The following is a 15,373-nucleotide window of genomic DNA, read 5'->3' as shown; positions in this document are numbered from 1 at the left end:
AACAATAACCGTTTTTCTTCTTTAATTGTACCTTTGTACAAGAATTTGCAATTATTTTCTGAACGAAATGAACTTTACATACCCTAAAAACGAGCGATTAAAAAGCAAAACGACCATCGGATTATTATTTTCTGAAGGAAAATCGGTATCTAAATATCCGCTTCGTTTGGTTTACCGTCAAGCGGAAGCAAATTCAGAAGAACAAACCAAAATTGGCGTTTCAGTTTCAAAGAAATATTTCAAGAAAGCCGTTGATCGAAATTACTTCAAAAGAGTTTTACGAGAAACGTATCGATTAAATAAGCATTTGCTTTTAGACAATCTAGATCAGCCGTATTCCATAATGCTTTTTTATCAGACCAAAGACCGATTATCTTATGACGAAATCAATACTAAAATGATTCAGTTGTTTGAAAAATTTTCACTTCAAATAAACAAATCCCAAGAATCTGAAACAAAAACAGAAGCATAAGTTCCAAAAAGCAAGATTATCCATCAAGTTAGGCAAAAAAATCGTAGTTTTAGCTCTAAATTGAAATTTTATGCGTCGACTTTTCTTTTTATCGGTTTTGGTTTTAATTCTTTCTGGATGTAGTAAATCTTCGGCTTCGGCAGAAGAAAATTATGATATAGCGACAGTGAAGCTTCCGCCAAAAAGTGAAAATGTTGCTTATGATAAAAAAGCAAGTCCGAACGATGCACCACCTCCGCCTCCACCTCAAAAAACAGGTCAGCAAATTGAACAAAAAATCATAAAAGAAGCAACATTAAAATTTGAAACTGATAATTTAGAAAATTCATTCAGCCAAATTCAAAAAGCTGTTTCAAATAGTAGAGCAAGAATTATTAATGATTCTGAAGGAAAAGATTTTGCAACTCTTTTTAGAAATCTTACTGTAAAAGTACCAAGTCAGAATTTTGATCGTTTTATAAATGATGTTTCAAAAGGCGTTTCTTATTTTGAAGTCAAAAATATATCCGCCCAAGATGTTACAGAAGAATATATTGATCTGACTTCTCGATTAAAAACAAAGAAAAAACTCGAAGAACGTTATCTGGAAATTTTAAAGAAAGCGAACAAAGTCAGTGAGATTTTGGAAATTGAAGAGCAAATTTCAACGATACGCGAAGAAATCGAAGCCAAAGAAGGCCAGCTGAAATATCTGGAAAGCCGAGTTTCTGAAAGTACAATTACCATAGAATTTTACAAAACAATTGCCGAAAAAGAAGGTGTCAAAATATCTTACGGTTCCAAACTTTGGAGTGCCATTGAATCAGGATTCTATACTTTATCCGATTTATTGCTTTCACTACTAAGTGCTTGGCCGTTTGTCATTTTATTTGCTGTATTTGCCTATTTTATTAGAAAAAGATTAAAAAGAAGAAAAAAAGAATAATCATGTATCCGTATTTCAAAAAGAAATTTATTATACCAGTCGCTGCGGCGGGAATGTTGTTTGTTGGAACCAGTTTTAAAGAAGATTTCTTTGAAATTGCCAAACAGATCGAAATTTTTACAACCTTATTCAAAGCTGTAAATACCAATTATGTAGACGACACCAATCCTGGAGATTTGATGGACAAGGCTATAAAAAGCATGTTGGGAAGTCTGGATCCGTATACGGTTTATTTTAACGAACAGGATGTTGTCAATTTTAAAATCAACAATACGGGAGAGTACACTGGAATTGGTGCTTTGATTTCTAGAAAGAAAGACCGCTTGATTGTTCGTGAACCTTATAAAAATTATCCGGCAGATAAAGCAGGCTTAAAAGCGGGTGACGAAATTATTCAGATTGGAGATATTTTAATCGCCGATTTTAAAGATGATGCTTCGTCTTTATTGAAAGGAACAAAAAACACTAAAATCAACATCAAATATCTTCGTCAAGGAAAAGTCAATACAACTGTTTTGGTTTTGGATGAAGTAGACATCAAATCGGTACCTTTTTACGGAAAAATTGATGATAAAACAGGATATATCGTTTTGGCGCACTTTAGCAGAAAAGCTTCTAATGAAGTAAAAGAAGCTCTTGAAAAATTAAAAGCGGACGGAGCGAAACAAATCGTTTTGGATTTGAGAGGAAATCCTGGAGGTTTATTAAACGAAGCGATCGATATCTGTAATTTATTTGTTCCGAAGAATGAAGTAATTGTAACGACTAAATCTAGAATTGAAAAACACAATAACACTTATAAAACTCAGAAAGAACCAGTTGACACTCAAATTCCGCTTGCGATTTTAGTTAATGGAAGAAGTGCTTCGGCTTCTGAAATTGTTTCGGGTGCTTTGCAGGATTTAGATCGTGCAGTAGTTTTAGGAAGCAGAAGTTTTGGAAAAGGTCTTGTGCAGCGTTCTGTTGATCTTACGTACGGAACTCAATTAAAAGTTACGATTTCCAGATATTATACTCCGTCAGGAAGATGTATTCAAGCTTTGGATTACGCGCACAAGGATAAAAATGGCATAGCTCAAAAAACGGATTCGAAAAACTTTAATGCTTTTAAAACCAGAAAAGGAAGAACGGTTTATGATGGTGGCGGTGTTTTGCCGGATATTGAATTGGAAGAAGCTAAAACAAGCGCTATCGCGACGGCATTAATTAAAAATGATGGTGTTTTTGATTATGCAACGACTTACTATTACAAAAATCCAAATTTGGGTGATAAGATCCCAACCATTACAGATGCAGATTATACGGCTTTCAAACAATATTTAAAAGCAAACAAAATTACATTTGACACTGAAACCGAAGTGGCTTTGAAAAACACTTTAGCTGCGGCTAAAAATGAAAAAATCGACGAGACAATTGCTCCAGAATATCAGCAATTATTAGCTGCTTTAGAAAAAAGCGAAACTACTTTATTGGATAAAAATCAGAAGGAAATCAAAAACATGATTTTAGAAGAATTGATTAAAAGATATCAATACCAGGAAGGTTTGTATCAATATTATATCAAAAACAATTCTGAAATTAAGAGAGCAGTGAGTGTATTAAATAATCAAACAGAATATAAAACGATTTTAAAAATGTAGTGAATGAAACTAACTTTTGCCTTACTTCCATTCAATTTTTACACAGTATCGGCGCAGCAAAAACCTGTTGAAACCATTTATTTTGAGTTTGACAAATATGATTTGACATCAAAACAAATAAATGTAGTAACCCATTTTGTGAAAAATATAGACACGGCAAGAGTAGAATCTATTCAGATTTACGGTTATTGTGATGATCGCGGTAATGACGACTACAATTTTAGATTATCGAACAATCGAGCCAATACAATTCAGAGTCTTTTATTAAACTGCGGTTTTAATCAGAGTAAAATAATTATTCTGGAAGGAAAAGGACGTGTGGTAATCAAACCCGATACGGTCGAAAATCTTTATGAAACACGTCTAAGAAATCGGCGGGTTGACTTGATTGTGGTTAAAAAGAATAGTTTTGGAAAAGACATTCAAACTTCATTCAAAGACAATCTCAAAGTTGGCGACAAAGTATTTTTAGAATCCATTTTATTTGATATTGGAAGTGCGCGACTGACTCATAATTCTAAAAGGGTTTTAGATAAAGTTGCGGTTATTCTTCAAAACCATCGAAATTTAAAGTTTGAAATCCGCGGACATGTCTGCTGTACTCCAGAAATTTATGCCGACGGAATTGACAGAGATACAAAAGAAAGAAGGCTTTCTTGGAATCGAGCCAAAACAGTTTTTCATTATTTAATGGCCAAAAAAGTGTCCAAAAGCCGCATGACTTATCTAGGATGCGGCAATAAATATCCTTTGGGAAAGGGAGATAATTATGATCGGCGGGTGGAGTTTGTGATTACTCAGGTTTAGTTTTTTTTAAGTTTCTAGGATGCTGAGTTGCTAAGATTCTAAGTTTTTCTCACTGACTAGTTCTACTAACTTTTGATTATTCTTTTACCATCTCAATATGCGGAATATCATCTTCTAGATACATTTCGCTAGTTTGTACAAAACCGTGGCTTTCGTAGAATTTCTTTAAATACAATTGTGCTCCGATAGTTATTTTATCTTTTCCGAAATTAGATTTTATTTCTGCTATAGCTTCTCGCATTAAATCGTGTCCAAATTTTCTATCTCTGTAATTGGCATCAACCACTACTCTGCCTATTGATGCATTATCGAATGAAATTCCAGCATCAAATAAACGGGAATAGGCAACAATTTTACCATTCAATTCTCCTATTAGGTGTAATGCTTTCTTGTCTTTGCCGTCAAGATCCAAATAAACGCAATTTTGCTCTACTACAAAGATTTCACTTCTTAGTTGGAGCAAATCATATAACTCTTGAACAGTTAATGCCTCAAAAGGCTTTATTTTCCATTTTAATTCCATTATTCTTTTGTTTTTGCCGCGAAGGCACAAAGGCGCGAAGTTATATTATTTTTTTAAAGTTTTTGATATAAATACTTTTGCATAGAAGTCGTTAGTTACTTTTAGCGCAAAGGCGCAAAGTTAAATTTCATAGTAATTTGAAATAAAACTTTACGCCTTTGTCTCTTTTGGATTTTCAAAAAACTATTTTTTCGTCATCACAATTTCCATGCTTTTATATTCGGAACCATTTTTTACATCGAACATTTCCATTTTACGTGTCTTTGGATCTACTATCGTGTAAACTTCTCTGTATGGTGCTTTTTTCCCGTTAACCGGATTTACGACTTCGCCTTTGTACTCTATACTTTTTGATCCTTCATTATATTTACCCACAGCAACCATCATTCCGGTTCCCATATTGTCAATAAAAGTAGTTGTAAATTCTTTACTGGCGTTATTAAAAGCTACTGTGCTTTTTCCTTCAAAAGGCCCGCCCATTATATTTCCTTTATAATTTGCTTCTTGGTAACGTCCTCCGAGAATCATTTTAATATCTGCAACAGAACTTGCTTTTTCAGGTTTTCCGTCTGGTCCGTCCCAAAACGTCATATCGCAGTTCCATGTTCCCACTTCATCTGCCATTAATTTATGTTCACTTCCTGGTGTTGCATAAGCTTGCCAAGCTTTTACTTGTGCTGCAGAATCTACTGGTTCTTCAACAACTGGTTCTGCTGTCTTTACTGTATCAATGGTGTCGTTTGTGGTTACAACTTCTGTTTTTACTTCTTTTTTACATGAAATAAAACACATACTAATTATTGTGAAGATTGTCGTTAATTCTTTCATAACTATTTGTTTTTATGTTTGTTACAAATAAAATTACAAAAAAAAACAATACTGTTTGTTTTTGGGGTTCAAGTTTCAGGTTTCACGTTTTTGCGCCACGTTAACTTTGAAACTTGAAACCTGAAACAAAACCTTTTTATCTTTTATCAATTTTGACTGATTTGATAATTGCTTCTAAGTCCAGCATTAAATCTCTTTCTTGATTTGAGGGCGAATAACAGAATCCTTCAATTACGAGAAGTCGATTGTATTTTGGGTCAACAATAGCATAATTAACGAAAGGACCAGCCATAAAATCATTCTTTAATTCCCAAGTTCCTTTTGTTTCAAAAGCTTTTTTTCCGTCCAAAGTTATATTAGAAAAATAAGGTGCATATGCTTCTCCAGTAATCATGCGGGTATTTGGTTCTCGGCCTTTAATGTATTTTCCGACTGAATCACGCATTTTGATGATACTTCCGACTACATCATTTTTCATTTTAAAACTTCTCAATGGAATTTGATAAATTAAAAGACTCGTATTTCCGCTGATAATATCTTTTTTCAGCCAAATAAAATTCTTTTTATGAAGCATATATTCATAACCTGTCGGAATCTGAAGATCAACATGGAATTTATTTTTAATAACAGCTGGATTCAATAAGGATTTACTGTTATCCTGCTGAATTTTTTGAATTTCAGCATCTCGAATCATTTTGATGATCTGAGTCGAATTCAATTCGATACTACAGATAATATCATCTACAGATTTGCCATAAATTCGAAATGTATTATGAGGTAATGCTTTGCTGTGAAGGATTTCAAATTTATCCGATGCTGTTTTTTTGACTACAATGATACTTCGGCTGTCTGTAACAAAGCCTTCTAGTAATCGAGCGGGATATTGATTGATTGTAAAAATCGGTTCTTCCTGTGTGAGACCAAGAACCGGCGAAGCAAATTTATTTCGAATACTGTCGCCCACTTCTCCATACCACAACTGATCGTCAATAATGATCGAGATTGTATTGGTTTTTCCAGAAACGGGTTCGGACTGTTTATCGTTTTTAAAACAAGAAACAAAAAACAACGAAAGTATAAGCAATAAAAAATGGGTTTTATTCATTTTTTTAATTTATGAAATAAAACCCAAATTTAAATAAGATTTTTCTTTTATCCGTTTATTTTAAGTTTCATTCCCGGTTTAATATCTTCATCTTTAATTCCGTTCCATTTTTTAATATCTGAAATAGTTACTCCAGGATATTTTTTTGAAATACTGTATAAAGAATCTCCTTTTTTAACGTAATAATCTTCGCTTAAACTTTTTGCTGAAGCTGATTTTTTCTTGAATGAATCTACAGAATTTGAAGCTATCGCTGTTGAAGCAGGTTCTTCGATTTCTGTAACTATTTTAGAAACCACCAAAGTCTTTCCTAAACCAATGTTGTTTGAAGCTAGATTATTTAATTCTTTTAAGTCAGCAATAGTCGTACCGAATTTTTTAGCAATGCTTCCTAAATTGTCTCCGGCAGCAACAGTGTACTCAACAGTTTGTACAGAAACTTTGTCTTTATCTTCTGCAGATGCCAATGCTTCTTCTGTATTTTTCTCCATTACTGGTATAGATTTAGGCTCTTTTACCACTTTTGCAGAAGCGTCAATGTCTGATTTAATTTTTAATGTTTTTCCTAAAGCAATTGCATTTGATTTAAGATTGTTCCATTTTTTTAATTCAGAAACATTTACGTTGTACTTATCTGCAATAGCACCTAAGTTATCTCCTTTTTTAACTTTATAAAACTGAATATCTTTTGCTGTTTCTTTAGCTTCTCTTACAGGTCTTCCTTTTGGAGCAATTTTAGCCGCTAAACGCGTTGGAATTGTTTTAAACATTGCTTCGTGCTGCACGTAAGCATAAATTTTATCTTCGTTTGAAACGAATGTAGCGATTTTATCTTTTGGTAAACGAAGGAAATTCTGTTCGCCATGATATGCCGGAACGACATTTAATTTATAAGATGGATTTAAAAGCTGTAACTGTGCTTGCGGCATGTCTAACAAATCGGCTATTTGCTTGAATGATATTTGATTTTTGATTGCAACAGTATCTGTCTCGAAGTTTTTTATGACAGCTCTATCTGGATTGATGCCGTGTTCTTTGTGGTATTCAAAAAGATACATTGTAGCGTAAAATGCTGGAACGTAACCTTGAGTTTCTTTTGGAAGATTATTACGAATATCCCAATAACCTGTTTTTCCTCCCGAACGACGAATTGCTTTGGTAACATTTCCTGGTCCTGAATTGTATGATGCTAAAACTAATTCCCAGTCATTAAAAACGCTGAACATTCTGGTCATGTAATCTGAGCATGCAGCTGTAGCTTTAAGAGGGTCACTTCTTTCGTCGATATAAGAATCGATTTTTAAAGCGTATTGTTTTCCGGTTCCGTACATAAACTGCCAAAGTCCCGTGGCGCCCATTTTAGAAACTGCTTTAGGGTTTAAAGCAGATTCTACAACGGCTAAATATTTTATTTCCAACGGAATATTTTGTCTTGCAAATGTTTCCTCGAATATTGGAAAGTAGTATTCTGATAAAGCCATTAATCGAGAAAACGATTTTTTACGATTCTTAAGAAATGACTTTATTACATTTTCTAATCCTTGATTGTATTGGATTTCAAATGGTGATTTCTGATTCATTGCTGCCAATCGCTGTTTTAGCAATTCTGTCGGCAGTTCTTCATCAACGGTAACATCTTTGTTGATGGTTTGAATGTCTTTGGTTAAGTCATCATAAATATCCAGACTTACTAATTCTTTCATCCATAGACTGTCAGCTTTAGAAGCTAAGTCGTCTGTTTTGAATGTACTTTTAATAGAATCTAAATACGAAAGCTTAACTACTGGTTTGATTTCCAATTCTGTTTTTGCCATTTCTTGTGCAAACGCTGTCATTGAAAAAAAAGCCGAAACCACTAATGATAATCTTTTCATTACAATCATATAACATTTTTTTAAAATTCTATAAATCAGCAGATTATAGAAGTGTTATTTTTGCAAACTTAAGTTCTTTATCGAAGAAAACTAATTAAAAAAATGTTAATTGTGATATTTTAGTCTAAAATCGCAGCGATTCCAGGTAAAATTTTTCCTTCTAACATTTCAAGCATAGCCCCGCCACCAGTAGAAACGTAGCTCATTTTGTCTTCAAAACCAAATTGTTTTACAGCTGCAACTGAATCGCCACCTCCAACTAATGAAAATGCTCCTTTTGAAGTTGCCTCAGCGATATAATCTCCTAATGCAATTGTTCCTTTAGAGAAAGTTTCCATTTCAAAAACTCCTAATGGACCGTTCCAAAGAATAGTTTTTGATTCTAAGATTACTTTCTTGAAATTCTCCAAAGATTTTGGACCTGCATCAAGACCTTGCCATCCGTCAGGAATAGCTGTTACATCAACCACTTGTGTATTTGCTTTGTTAGAGAAATCGTCTGCAGCAATAACATCAACTGGAATGTGTACTTGCACGTTTTTCTCTTTTGCTAATCTTAAAATTTCTAAAGCTAAATCTAATTTATCGTCTTCACAGATCGACTCACCGATTTTTCCTCCTTGTGCTTTGATGAATGTAAATGTCATTCCGCCTCCAATAATCATGTGATCAACTTTATCTAAGATATTTTCGATAACCGTGATTTTAGAAGAAACTTTAGAACCTCCAAGAACTGCTGTAACTGGTTTTTCGCTGTTTTTAAGAACTTTGTTTAAACTGTCAATTTCTTTTGCTAATAATGTTCCGAAAGTTTTATCGTTTGGAAAAAATTGAGCAATAATGGTCGTCGATGCGTGTGCTCTGTGAGCTGTTCCGAATGCATCGTTTACGTAGATGTCTCCAAGAGAAGCTAATTCTTTAGCGAAAGCTACATCTCCAGCTTCTTCTTCAGCATGAAAACGTAAATTTTCTAATAGTAAAACTTCACCTGGTTTAAGGTCTTTTGCTGCAGACTGTGCTGGTTCTCCAACACAGTTTTCAGCAAATTTTACTTGAACTCCTAAAATATCAGAAGCTGTTTTTAATATATGTTTTAAAGAGTACTTTTCTTCAGCACCTTTTGGACGTCCTAAATGAGACATTAAGATTACGCTTCCGCCTTGAGCTAAAATAGCATCAATTGTTGGCTTTGCTGCTTCAATACGTGTTGTATCTGTTACATTAAAATTTTCATCTAATGGCACATTGAAATCAACACGGATAATTGCCTTTTTATTTTTAAAATCGAAATCGTTTAAAGTTTTCATTGCTAAATTTTTTTAATTTTTTGAAAGAATAACAAATATAGAACTTTTACAGTAGTATAAATTTCAAAAAACTAAAAATATTGCCGCAATAAAAGCGAAAACGTTGTAATTTGTGAAAATAAACAAATTTAGTTCGTAAAATGATAAAATTTGTTGTCTAATCTCGAATCGGACTTTGTGTACAAGGACAGTTACTAATAGACTGTAAGAAATCGAATCCAATAGTAATGGAATGCGTTCCTGAATTGTACGATGAAAGACCATTGAACATAATCTGGTACGAGTATGCGAAATAGAATTTCGATTTCATGAAACCAGCCATCGGACTAATAGAAAGCGGTTTTGGAAATTGGTCGTTTAAGAAACGATAAGAAACTCCTACCCAGTAGTAATCTTCGTAACGATTGTATCTACGATATTTAAAGTTAAAATCGGTAGTAGAACGCTGGTCACTTGCAAAGTATTGGTAAAATACAGACGGCTCATATTCGATACGTCTGTTTTCTCCATCTTTAAAAGTAAATCCTGTAAATACTTGATAATTCGAAAGTAAATCCGGCTCGTTTACTCTTTCAATATTAATGTTTTTCTTTAAAACGTTGTTGGCATTGAAACTGATATAAAATCCTCTGTTACGGTATAATGCACTTAAGTCAAAGTTATTGTTGGCAGAGTAACGTCTATCTGTAAAAGGCGGTGGAGTTCCGTTTTGATCCACAAATTGATCAACATCAATCTGAAAACTATTGAAGTTATAAGAAATACCAAAAGATAAATACTGCTCTGTACGATAATCTAAAATCAAGTGATGAGCAAAAGAGACTTTTGCACCAGTTTGTCTGGTATAACCGTTTTTATCATTGTAAATAGATATACCAACACCTGAACGGTCTAAGATTCTAAAATCGGCATACAGCGACTGGTTGTCCGGTGCATCTTTAATTCCGACCCATTGTGTAAGACCATTTGCCCTAATTCTCAAGTTATCTCCAATACCTGCATAAGCGGGTGAAAGGATAAAAGGGTTGTCTGCCAAATATTGGGTAAACACTGGTAGGTTTAACTCTTGGCTGTAACTTGTTGTTACAGCCATGAGTACTAGGGATAAAAATAATCTTTTCATTGTAATAATTTTTTTAGATAACATCATTGGGGCTCAAATTTTGTTATCTGTATAAAGTGAAATGTCCTACAAACTCTCTATTGTCTTTTTCATCATTCAGTTTAAGAACATACCAGTAATCACCTGTTGGTAATTCTGCACCGTTGTACTTACCATCCCATTTCTCTCCAACATGGTATTTAGCAACTACACGTCCGTATCTGTCAAAGATATCGAATGTTAAGCCTTTGTAAGCTAATGCACCACAACCTGGACCAATTAAATCATCACGTCCGTCTCCGTCAGGTGTGAAGTAGTTTGGTAAACAGAAATCGTAGAATGTTGCAGGGAATTGTTTAGTCACTTCACAACCATTTTGGTCACGAACAGTTACTGTGTAAATACCTGTTTTATAAATTCTGTATGTATTAGTAGTAGAGAATGCACCACCCTCAAAACTATACTCATATGCAGGAGCACCTCCGATACCTGTTACTGAAATCACATTAATTTCAGCTTGTACAGCAGAAAGCTGCAGATCCAGTTTATCAAATGCCTGAATTGTAAAACTTGCTGTAGGCTGCGTACATCCATTAGAATATTGCGCATAAATAACGTGAGTTCCTGGAGCTACATCTTTAAATTCATTTTCTAATTGATATGTTCCGTTCGGATCATCTAATGCATAAATTACTTGACTAGCATCTAGGTTAGGATTAACATTTACAGTTACTGTATTTGTTTCACATCCGTATACTACAGTTGCAACTGGCTGAACATCTACTGCAGCAGGAACAATAATTTCTACTTCATTATCACAACCATTCGCATCTTTAACGAAAGCTGTGTATGTACCACCTTTAAGATTTTCAAAAGTGTACTGAGTTCCTGTTACTTCTACATATGTACCACCAAAAGTAAGACTTACATAATATGGAGCGGTTCCACCTGCAAGATCAACTGTAAACTCACCGTTTAAGTCACCTACGCACTGCTCACCTGATATAGATCCCGGTGTAACTGCTATAGTTACTGGCGAAGTTGGCTGCATAATGGTCACATCTGTCATTACATAACATCCATTTTCGTCTTGAGCAATTACTGTATAAACTCCGAATGGAAGTTTGTCAAACACTCTATCAGTATCAAACAGATTCAAGTTTGGAGAAATTGCATATTTAATTACTCCTGTTCCTCCTATAGCGGTTACTTCAATTTTACCATTGCTTTGACCATAACAAGTAACATTCGTTGGTGTAAATGTAGCTTGTAAAGCAGCTGCAGGTTCTTCGATTGTTATTACCGCAGATGCTGTATCACAATCTCCACTTATTACCTTAACTACATAGTCACCAATAACTAAGTTCTCAAAAATTCCGTTTGCCTGTGGTCCTTGAAGAACAGTTCCTGTTGCATTTTCTAATGAGTAAACATAGTTTCCTAAACCACCTTTAGCCTCAGCTACGATAACTCCAGTAGCTTCACCTGTACATTTTACAACAGCGTTTTTAACATCTACTTCAATATCAAGCGGTTCTAAATCATCTATTGTAATTTCATTAGAAATAAATCCAACACAACCATAATTATCTCTTACATAATAACTGTGTTTACCTACCGCTACAGCGAAAGTAACATCTGTTGTAAACGAACCTAATGTCGTTGCAAAATTAGCATCTGTACTATAAGTGTAAGGAGCGGTTCCTCCTACTGCACTTAATGTAAGTGTTGCATCTGTTAAACAAGTTTTAGAAGTTTCAATTACTAAACTTGGAATTACCTCTGTTGGCTGCGTAATCGTAATACTTGCTGAAGTTGCACTACAGCTATATCCGTCTGTTACTGTTACACTGTATGTTCCGACACCTAATCCGCTGAAAACAGGATCAGACTGAGGACCTGAAACAATAACTGGGTTAGCAGATAAAATATTCAAAGTATACATGTAATTACTTCCTTGACCTCCTGTCGGCGGTGCTACCGTAATTACACCATTCTTATCTCCAAAACACGTTAACATTGTAGCGTTTGCCGTTGCGTTAATTACAATTGGAGCTGGAATAACCAACGTTTCGCTTGCGCTTACAGAACAATCTTTACCGTCTTTAACATTTACTGTGTAAGTACCTGCTGTCAATCCAGTGAATGTCGATTGCGTAGAGTAATCTACAACAATAGTAGTTCCGTTCATTAATTGATACTGATAAGTACCTAACCATCCACCTGTTGCAGTTGCAGTGATTTCACCGTCATTGTTTCCAGCCACGCAAGTGATGTTCGATTTATTAAGTGTCAATGCTAATGCAGCATTTGGCTGTTCGATCGAGAACATATTTGTAACTGTACAATATGGTCTTCCTACTAATGTAGCTTGAACTGTATACTGACCTGCTGTTAAACCTGTTAATCTCACAGGACCAGCATTTGTTGATGTTCCATTGCTTGGCACCGGACCAGTAACTATATAATTAAATATTCCTGCGTCGTCTGTTGGATCTAATTGGTTGTCAACAAAAGTAAGATCAACAATTCCGTCAGCTGTACCGAAACAGATTTTTCCGTTTACTGCTACTGCTTTAATTTCAAAAGTATTCGCATTGTTTACGTAATGTATCTTCTGAATAGAACATCCTGTCGCAGGATTTGTAACTGTAATTACATAGTTTCCAATTGTTAATCCAGTGAATACTCCACTTGTATTAGATTGGTTGTATGTATTACCGTCAGTTCCAGCGATGTTATAATTTAAAAGAACTGGAGTTCCACCTGTACTTGTTACCGTAACTGTAATATCTTCATTAGAGATACAAGTCATTGGTGCATTTACCGTCACATTCACAGCATCTAAACTGATAAATGGATCAATTCTGATAGTTCCTGTTGAAGAACCCATACATCCTTTATCGTCGTATACATTGATGGTATAAGTACCACCTGTATAGTCAGATTCAGTATATACATTTTCAGCACCTTTTTGAACTGAAATACCATTTTTAAAGAACTCATAAGTAACAAAGTTTCCAGAACCACCTGTAACTGTGTTAACAGTGATTGTCGCATATCTAGAAGTATTAGTCCCAGAAGCACAACTGTATTGAGCGATAACTGGAGTTCCTACAATAATTGCTGAAGGATTGATAATTCTCCAATCTTTCGAAACAACACAACCTCTACCTGAAGTCACTCTTACTGTATAATCTCCCGCCTCAAGATTAGCAAATACATTATTTGTCTGAGCTGGTCTATTTACCGCCACCCCAGTAGCTGATGTACCAAATAATGTATAAGTGTAAACAGGATTGTCATTTACTCCTGGCGCATTCGGCGCAAGAGTTGCTGTAATATTTCCGTCTGAACCACCTCTACAAGAAACCGGAGTTCCCGTTACTTCAAATCCTGTAATTGGTGTTGCTGGTGCAATCTCTACTTTTACATCAAATGGACAGTTCGTAACAAGATCTATTACACGAACAATGTGTGTACCTGGCATAACACCAATAAATGTTGCTGGTGTCGTTGTAGAAGGTATACCTCCATTAAGAGTATAACTATAATTTCCTGAACCGCCTGTTGCAGTAGCTCTAATTACACCATTGTTTAATGTACAACTTGGTAATGCTGTTACTAGTGCCTCAAGCTGTAATGCTGGAGAAATTGTAACTACCGCTGGTACTGTTACTGTACATGCATTAGCATCTCTCACTGTTACATCGTAAGTTCCTGCAGCATTTACTGTAAACGTTGGGCTGGATTGGAAACCGTTTCCAATGCTGTATTCATAAGGTCCTACACCAGTTCCTACTGTTACTGTGAATGTGTATTCACCTGCTGTAGTTGGACACTGACTTGCTACCGTTGCAGTTACTGCTGATGGCATTGGATCTGTTCCGATTGTAATTGGAATAAATGTTTCACAACCTTTAGAATCGATCACATATGCTCTCCAGTTTGTATTTGTCGCAGGATTCAATACAGCACTATTACTGTTTGAATAATCCGTAGATGCTGGAGTTGCAGTTCCTGGCATAAATGCATACATATAATTTGGAGTTCCGCCACCAGCTGTTACGCTCACTTTGGCACCTGTATTACAATTTGCATTTACATTTGTTGCTTGAGTTAAAGTTAATATGTCTGGCTGACCAACTAATACAGAAGCAGAAGTTCTGCACTGTGTTGTATTATCTACCACTTCAACCGTATAATTTCCAACAGGTAAATTAGTTAAAGTAACAACTTTTCCTGTTTGAGTAAGTGTTCCTGTTGTTGGACCTCCAATTAATGTCGCTGTATAAGCACCACTAAAGTTATCCACATCAAATTTCACAGATCCATTTGATTCACCATTACAGATCACGTCATTTACCAATTGACCTGCAATTGTAATGTTTACTAATGGCTCTACTGTATGAGTAGCTTTATCTGTACATCCGTTTGCATCTGTTACTTGGAAAATGTAAGTACCAGCTGTTAAACCTGTAAATATACCGTTAGAAGCACCTGTTACATTTCCTACTGCGCTTGCAGGAGAAAGTATTTCATAGTGTAATGTTCCAACTCCATTAGAAACTGTCACGGTAACTGTACTAGTAGTACTTGCCGCTGGAGCACAATAAATTGGTGTTCCTGTAACAGTGTTAATTACTGGCGGATCTAACGCTGGAATATTAATAGATACCGGCACTGCAATAACACATCCGTTAGCATCTCTAACATAGGCAGTAACTGTTCCTGCTGTTAAAGTGGTGTATGTGTTAGTATCATTGTAGTCTGTTCCTCCATTGAAACTG

At 35.0% G+C, this 15,373-nt stretch carries 11 protein-coding genes; 4 read left to right on the top strand and 7 right to left on the bottom strand.

Annotated elements, in window-relative coordinates; translation table 11 throughout:
- The first annotated feature begins 67 nt into the window (after window positions 1–67).
- From rnpA to ACFSC2_RS04235, 4 genes are all read left to right on the top strand, one after another.
- On the top strand, window positions 68–472 hold the full coding sequence (gene rnpA / locus ACFSC2_RS04250; protein ID WP_379817664.1) for a ribonuclease P protein component: 405 nt from the start codon (window positions 68–70) through the stop codon (window positions 470–472).
- A gap of 70 nt (window positions 473–542) precedes the next feature.
- Window positions 543–1,397 (top strand): DUF4349 domain-containing protein, encoded by an 855-nt coding sequence (locus ACFSC2_RS04245; protein WP_379817666.1) that lies wholly within the window; start codon window positions 543–545, stop codon window positions 1,395–1,397.
- A gap of 2 nt (window positions 1,398–1,399) precedes the next feature.
- Entirely contained in the window at window positions 1,400–3,037 is a 1,638-nt protein-coding gene (locus tag ACFSC2_RS04240) for a S41 family peptidase (protein WP_379817668.1), read from the top strand.
- Window positions 3,038–3,040: 3 nt separating this feature from the next.
- Window positions 3,041–3,844 (top strand): OmpA family protein, encoded by an 804-nt coding sequence (locus ACFSC2_RS04235; protein ID WP_379817670.1) that lies wholly within the window; start codon window positions 3,041–3,043, stop codon window positions 3,842–3,844.
- A 76-nt stretch (window positions 3,845–3,920) separates the two neighbouring features.
- Here the strand turns inward: ACFSC2_RS04235 and ACFSC2_RS04230 are convergent, their stop codons facing one another.
- The 7 genes from ACFSC2_RS04230 to ACFSC2_RS04200 form a co-directional block, all read right to left on the bottom strand.
- Window positions 3,921–4,367, bottom strand: coding sequence for a GNAT family N-acetyltransferase (locus ACFSC2_RS04230; protein ID WP_379817672.1), 447 nt, complete (start codon window positions 4,365–4,367; stop codon window positions 3,921–3,923).
- A 183-nt stretch (window positions 4,368–4,550) separates the two neighbouring features.
- A complete protein-coding gene (locus ACFSC2_RS04225; protein ID WP_379817674.1) occupies window positions 4,551–5,195 on the bottom strand; it encodes a DUF1579 domain-containing protein in 645 nt (214 codons plus the stop codon).
- Between the two features lie 136 nt (window positions 5,196–5,331).
- Window positions 5,332–6,300 carry a DUF4837 family protein gene (locus ACFSC2_RS04220; RefSeq protein WP_379817676.1) on the bottom strand — a complete coding sequence of 323 codons (969 nt, stop codon included), beginning with the start codon at window positions 6,298–6,300 and terminating at the stop codon, window positions 5,332–5,334.
- Between the two features lie 47 nt (window positions 6,301–6,347).
- A complete protein-coding gene (locus tag ACFSC2_RS04215; RefSeq protein WP_379817678.1) occupies window positions 6,348–8,183 on the bottom strand; it encodes a lytic transglycosylase in 1,836 nt (611 codons plus the stop codon).
- Window positions 8,184–8,293: 110 nt separating this feature from the next.
- Window positions 8,294–9,481, bottom strand: a complete 1,188-nt coding sequence (locus tag ACFSC2_RS04210) for a phosphoglycerate kinase (RefSeq protein WP_379817680.1) — start codon at window positions 9,479–9,481, stop codon at window positions 8,294–8,296.
- A 157-nt stretch (window positions 9,482–9,638) separates the two neighbouring features.
- A complete protein-coding gene (locus ACFSC2_RS04205; RefSeq protein WP_379817682.1) occupies window positions 9,639–10,604 on the bottom strand; it encodes a PorP/SprF family type IX secretion system membrane protein in 966 nt (321 codons plus the stop codon).
- 43 nt (window positions 10,605–10,647) lie between these two features.
- A partial coding sequence (locus ACFSC2_RS04200) for a T9SS type B sorting domain-containing protein (RefSeq protein WP_379818566.1) occupies window positions 10,648–15,373 on the bottom strand: 4,726 nt, incomplete at its 5' end.

This window comes from Flavobacterium artemisiae (genome assembly GCF_042678225.1).
Lineage (GTDB): Bacteria > Bacteroidota > Bacteroidia > Flavobacteriales > Flavobacteriaceae > Flavobacterium > Flavobacterium artemisiae.
Note: the sequence above shows the minus strand (reverse complement) of the source record. Positions and strands in the feature narration are given on the sequence as shown.

Bases quoted from the DNA above. Each gene is read 5' to 3' on its own strand.
- rnpA (WP_379817664.1), top strand. From the start codon at position 68: ATGAACTTTACATACCCTAAAAACGAGCGATTAAAAAGCAAAACGACC.
- ACFSC2_RS04245 (WP_379817666.1), top strand. From the start codon at position 543: ATGCGTCGACTTTTCTTTTTATCGGTTTTGGTTTTAATTCTTTCTGGA.
- ACFSC2_RS04240 (WP_379817668.1), top strand. From the start codon at position 1,400: ATGTATCCGTATTTCAAAAAGAAATTTATTATACCAGTCGCTGCGGCG.
- ACFSC2_RS04235 (WP_379817670.1), top strand. From the start codon at position 3,041: ATGAAACTAACTTTTGCCTTACTTCCATTCAATTTTTACACAGTATCG.
- ACFSC2_RS04230 (WP_379817672.1), bottom strand. From the start codon at position 4,367: ATGGAATTAAAATGGAAAATAAAGCCTTTTGAGGCATTAACTGTTCAA.
- ACFSC2_RS04225 (WP_379817674.1), bottom strand. From the start codon at position 5,195: ATGAAAGAATTAACGACAATCTTCACAATAATTAGTATGTGTTTTATT.
- ACFSC2_RS04220 (WP_379817676.1), bottom strand. From the start codon at position 6,300: ATGAATAAAACCCATTTTTTATTGCTTATACTTTCGTTGTTTTTTGTT.
- ACFSC2_RS04215 (WP_379817678.1), bottom strand. From the start codon at position 8,183: ATGATTGTAATGAAAAGATTATCATTAGTGGTTTCGGCTTTTTTTTCA.
- ACFSC2_RS04210 (WP_379817680.1), bottom strand. From the start codon at position 9,481: ATGAAAACTTTAAACGATTTCGATTTTAAAAATAAAAAGGCAATTATC.
- ACFSC2_RS04205 (WP_379817682.1), bottom strand. From the start codon at position 10,604: ATGAAAAGATTATTTTTATCCCTAGTACTCATGGCTGTAACAACAAGT.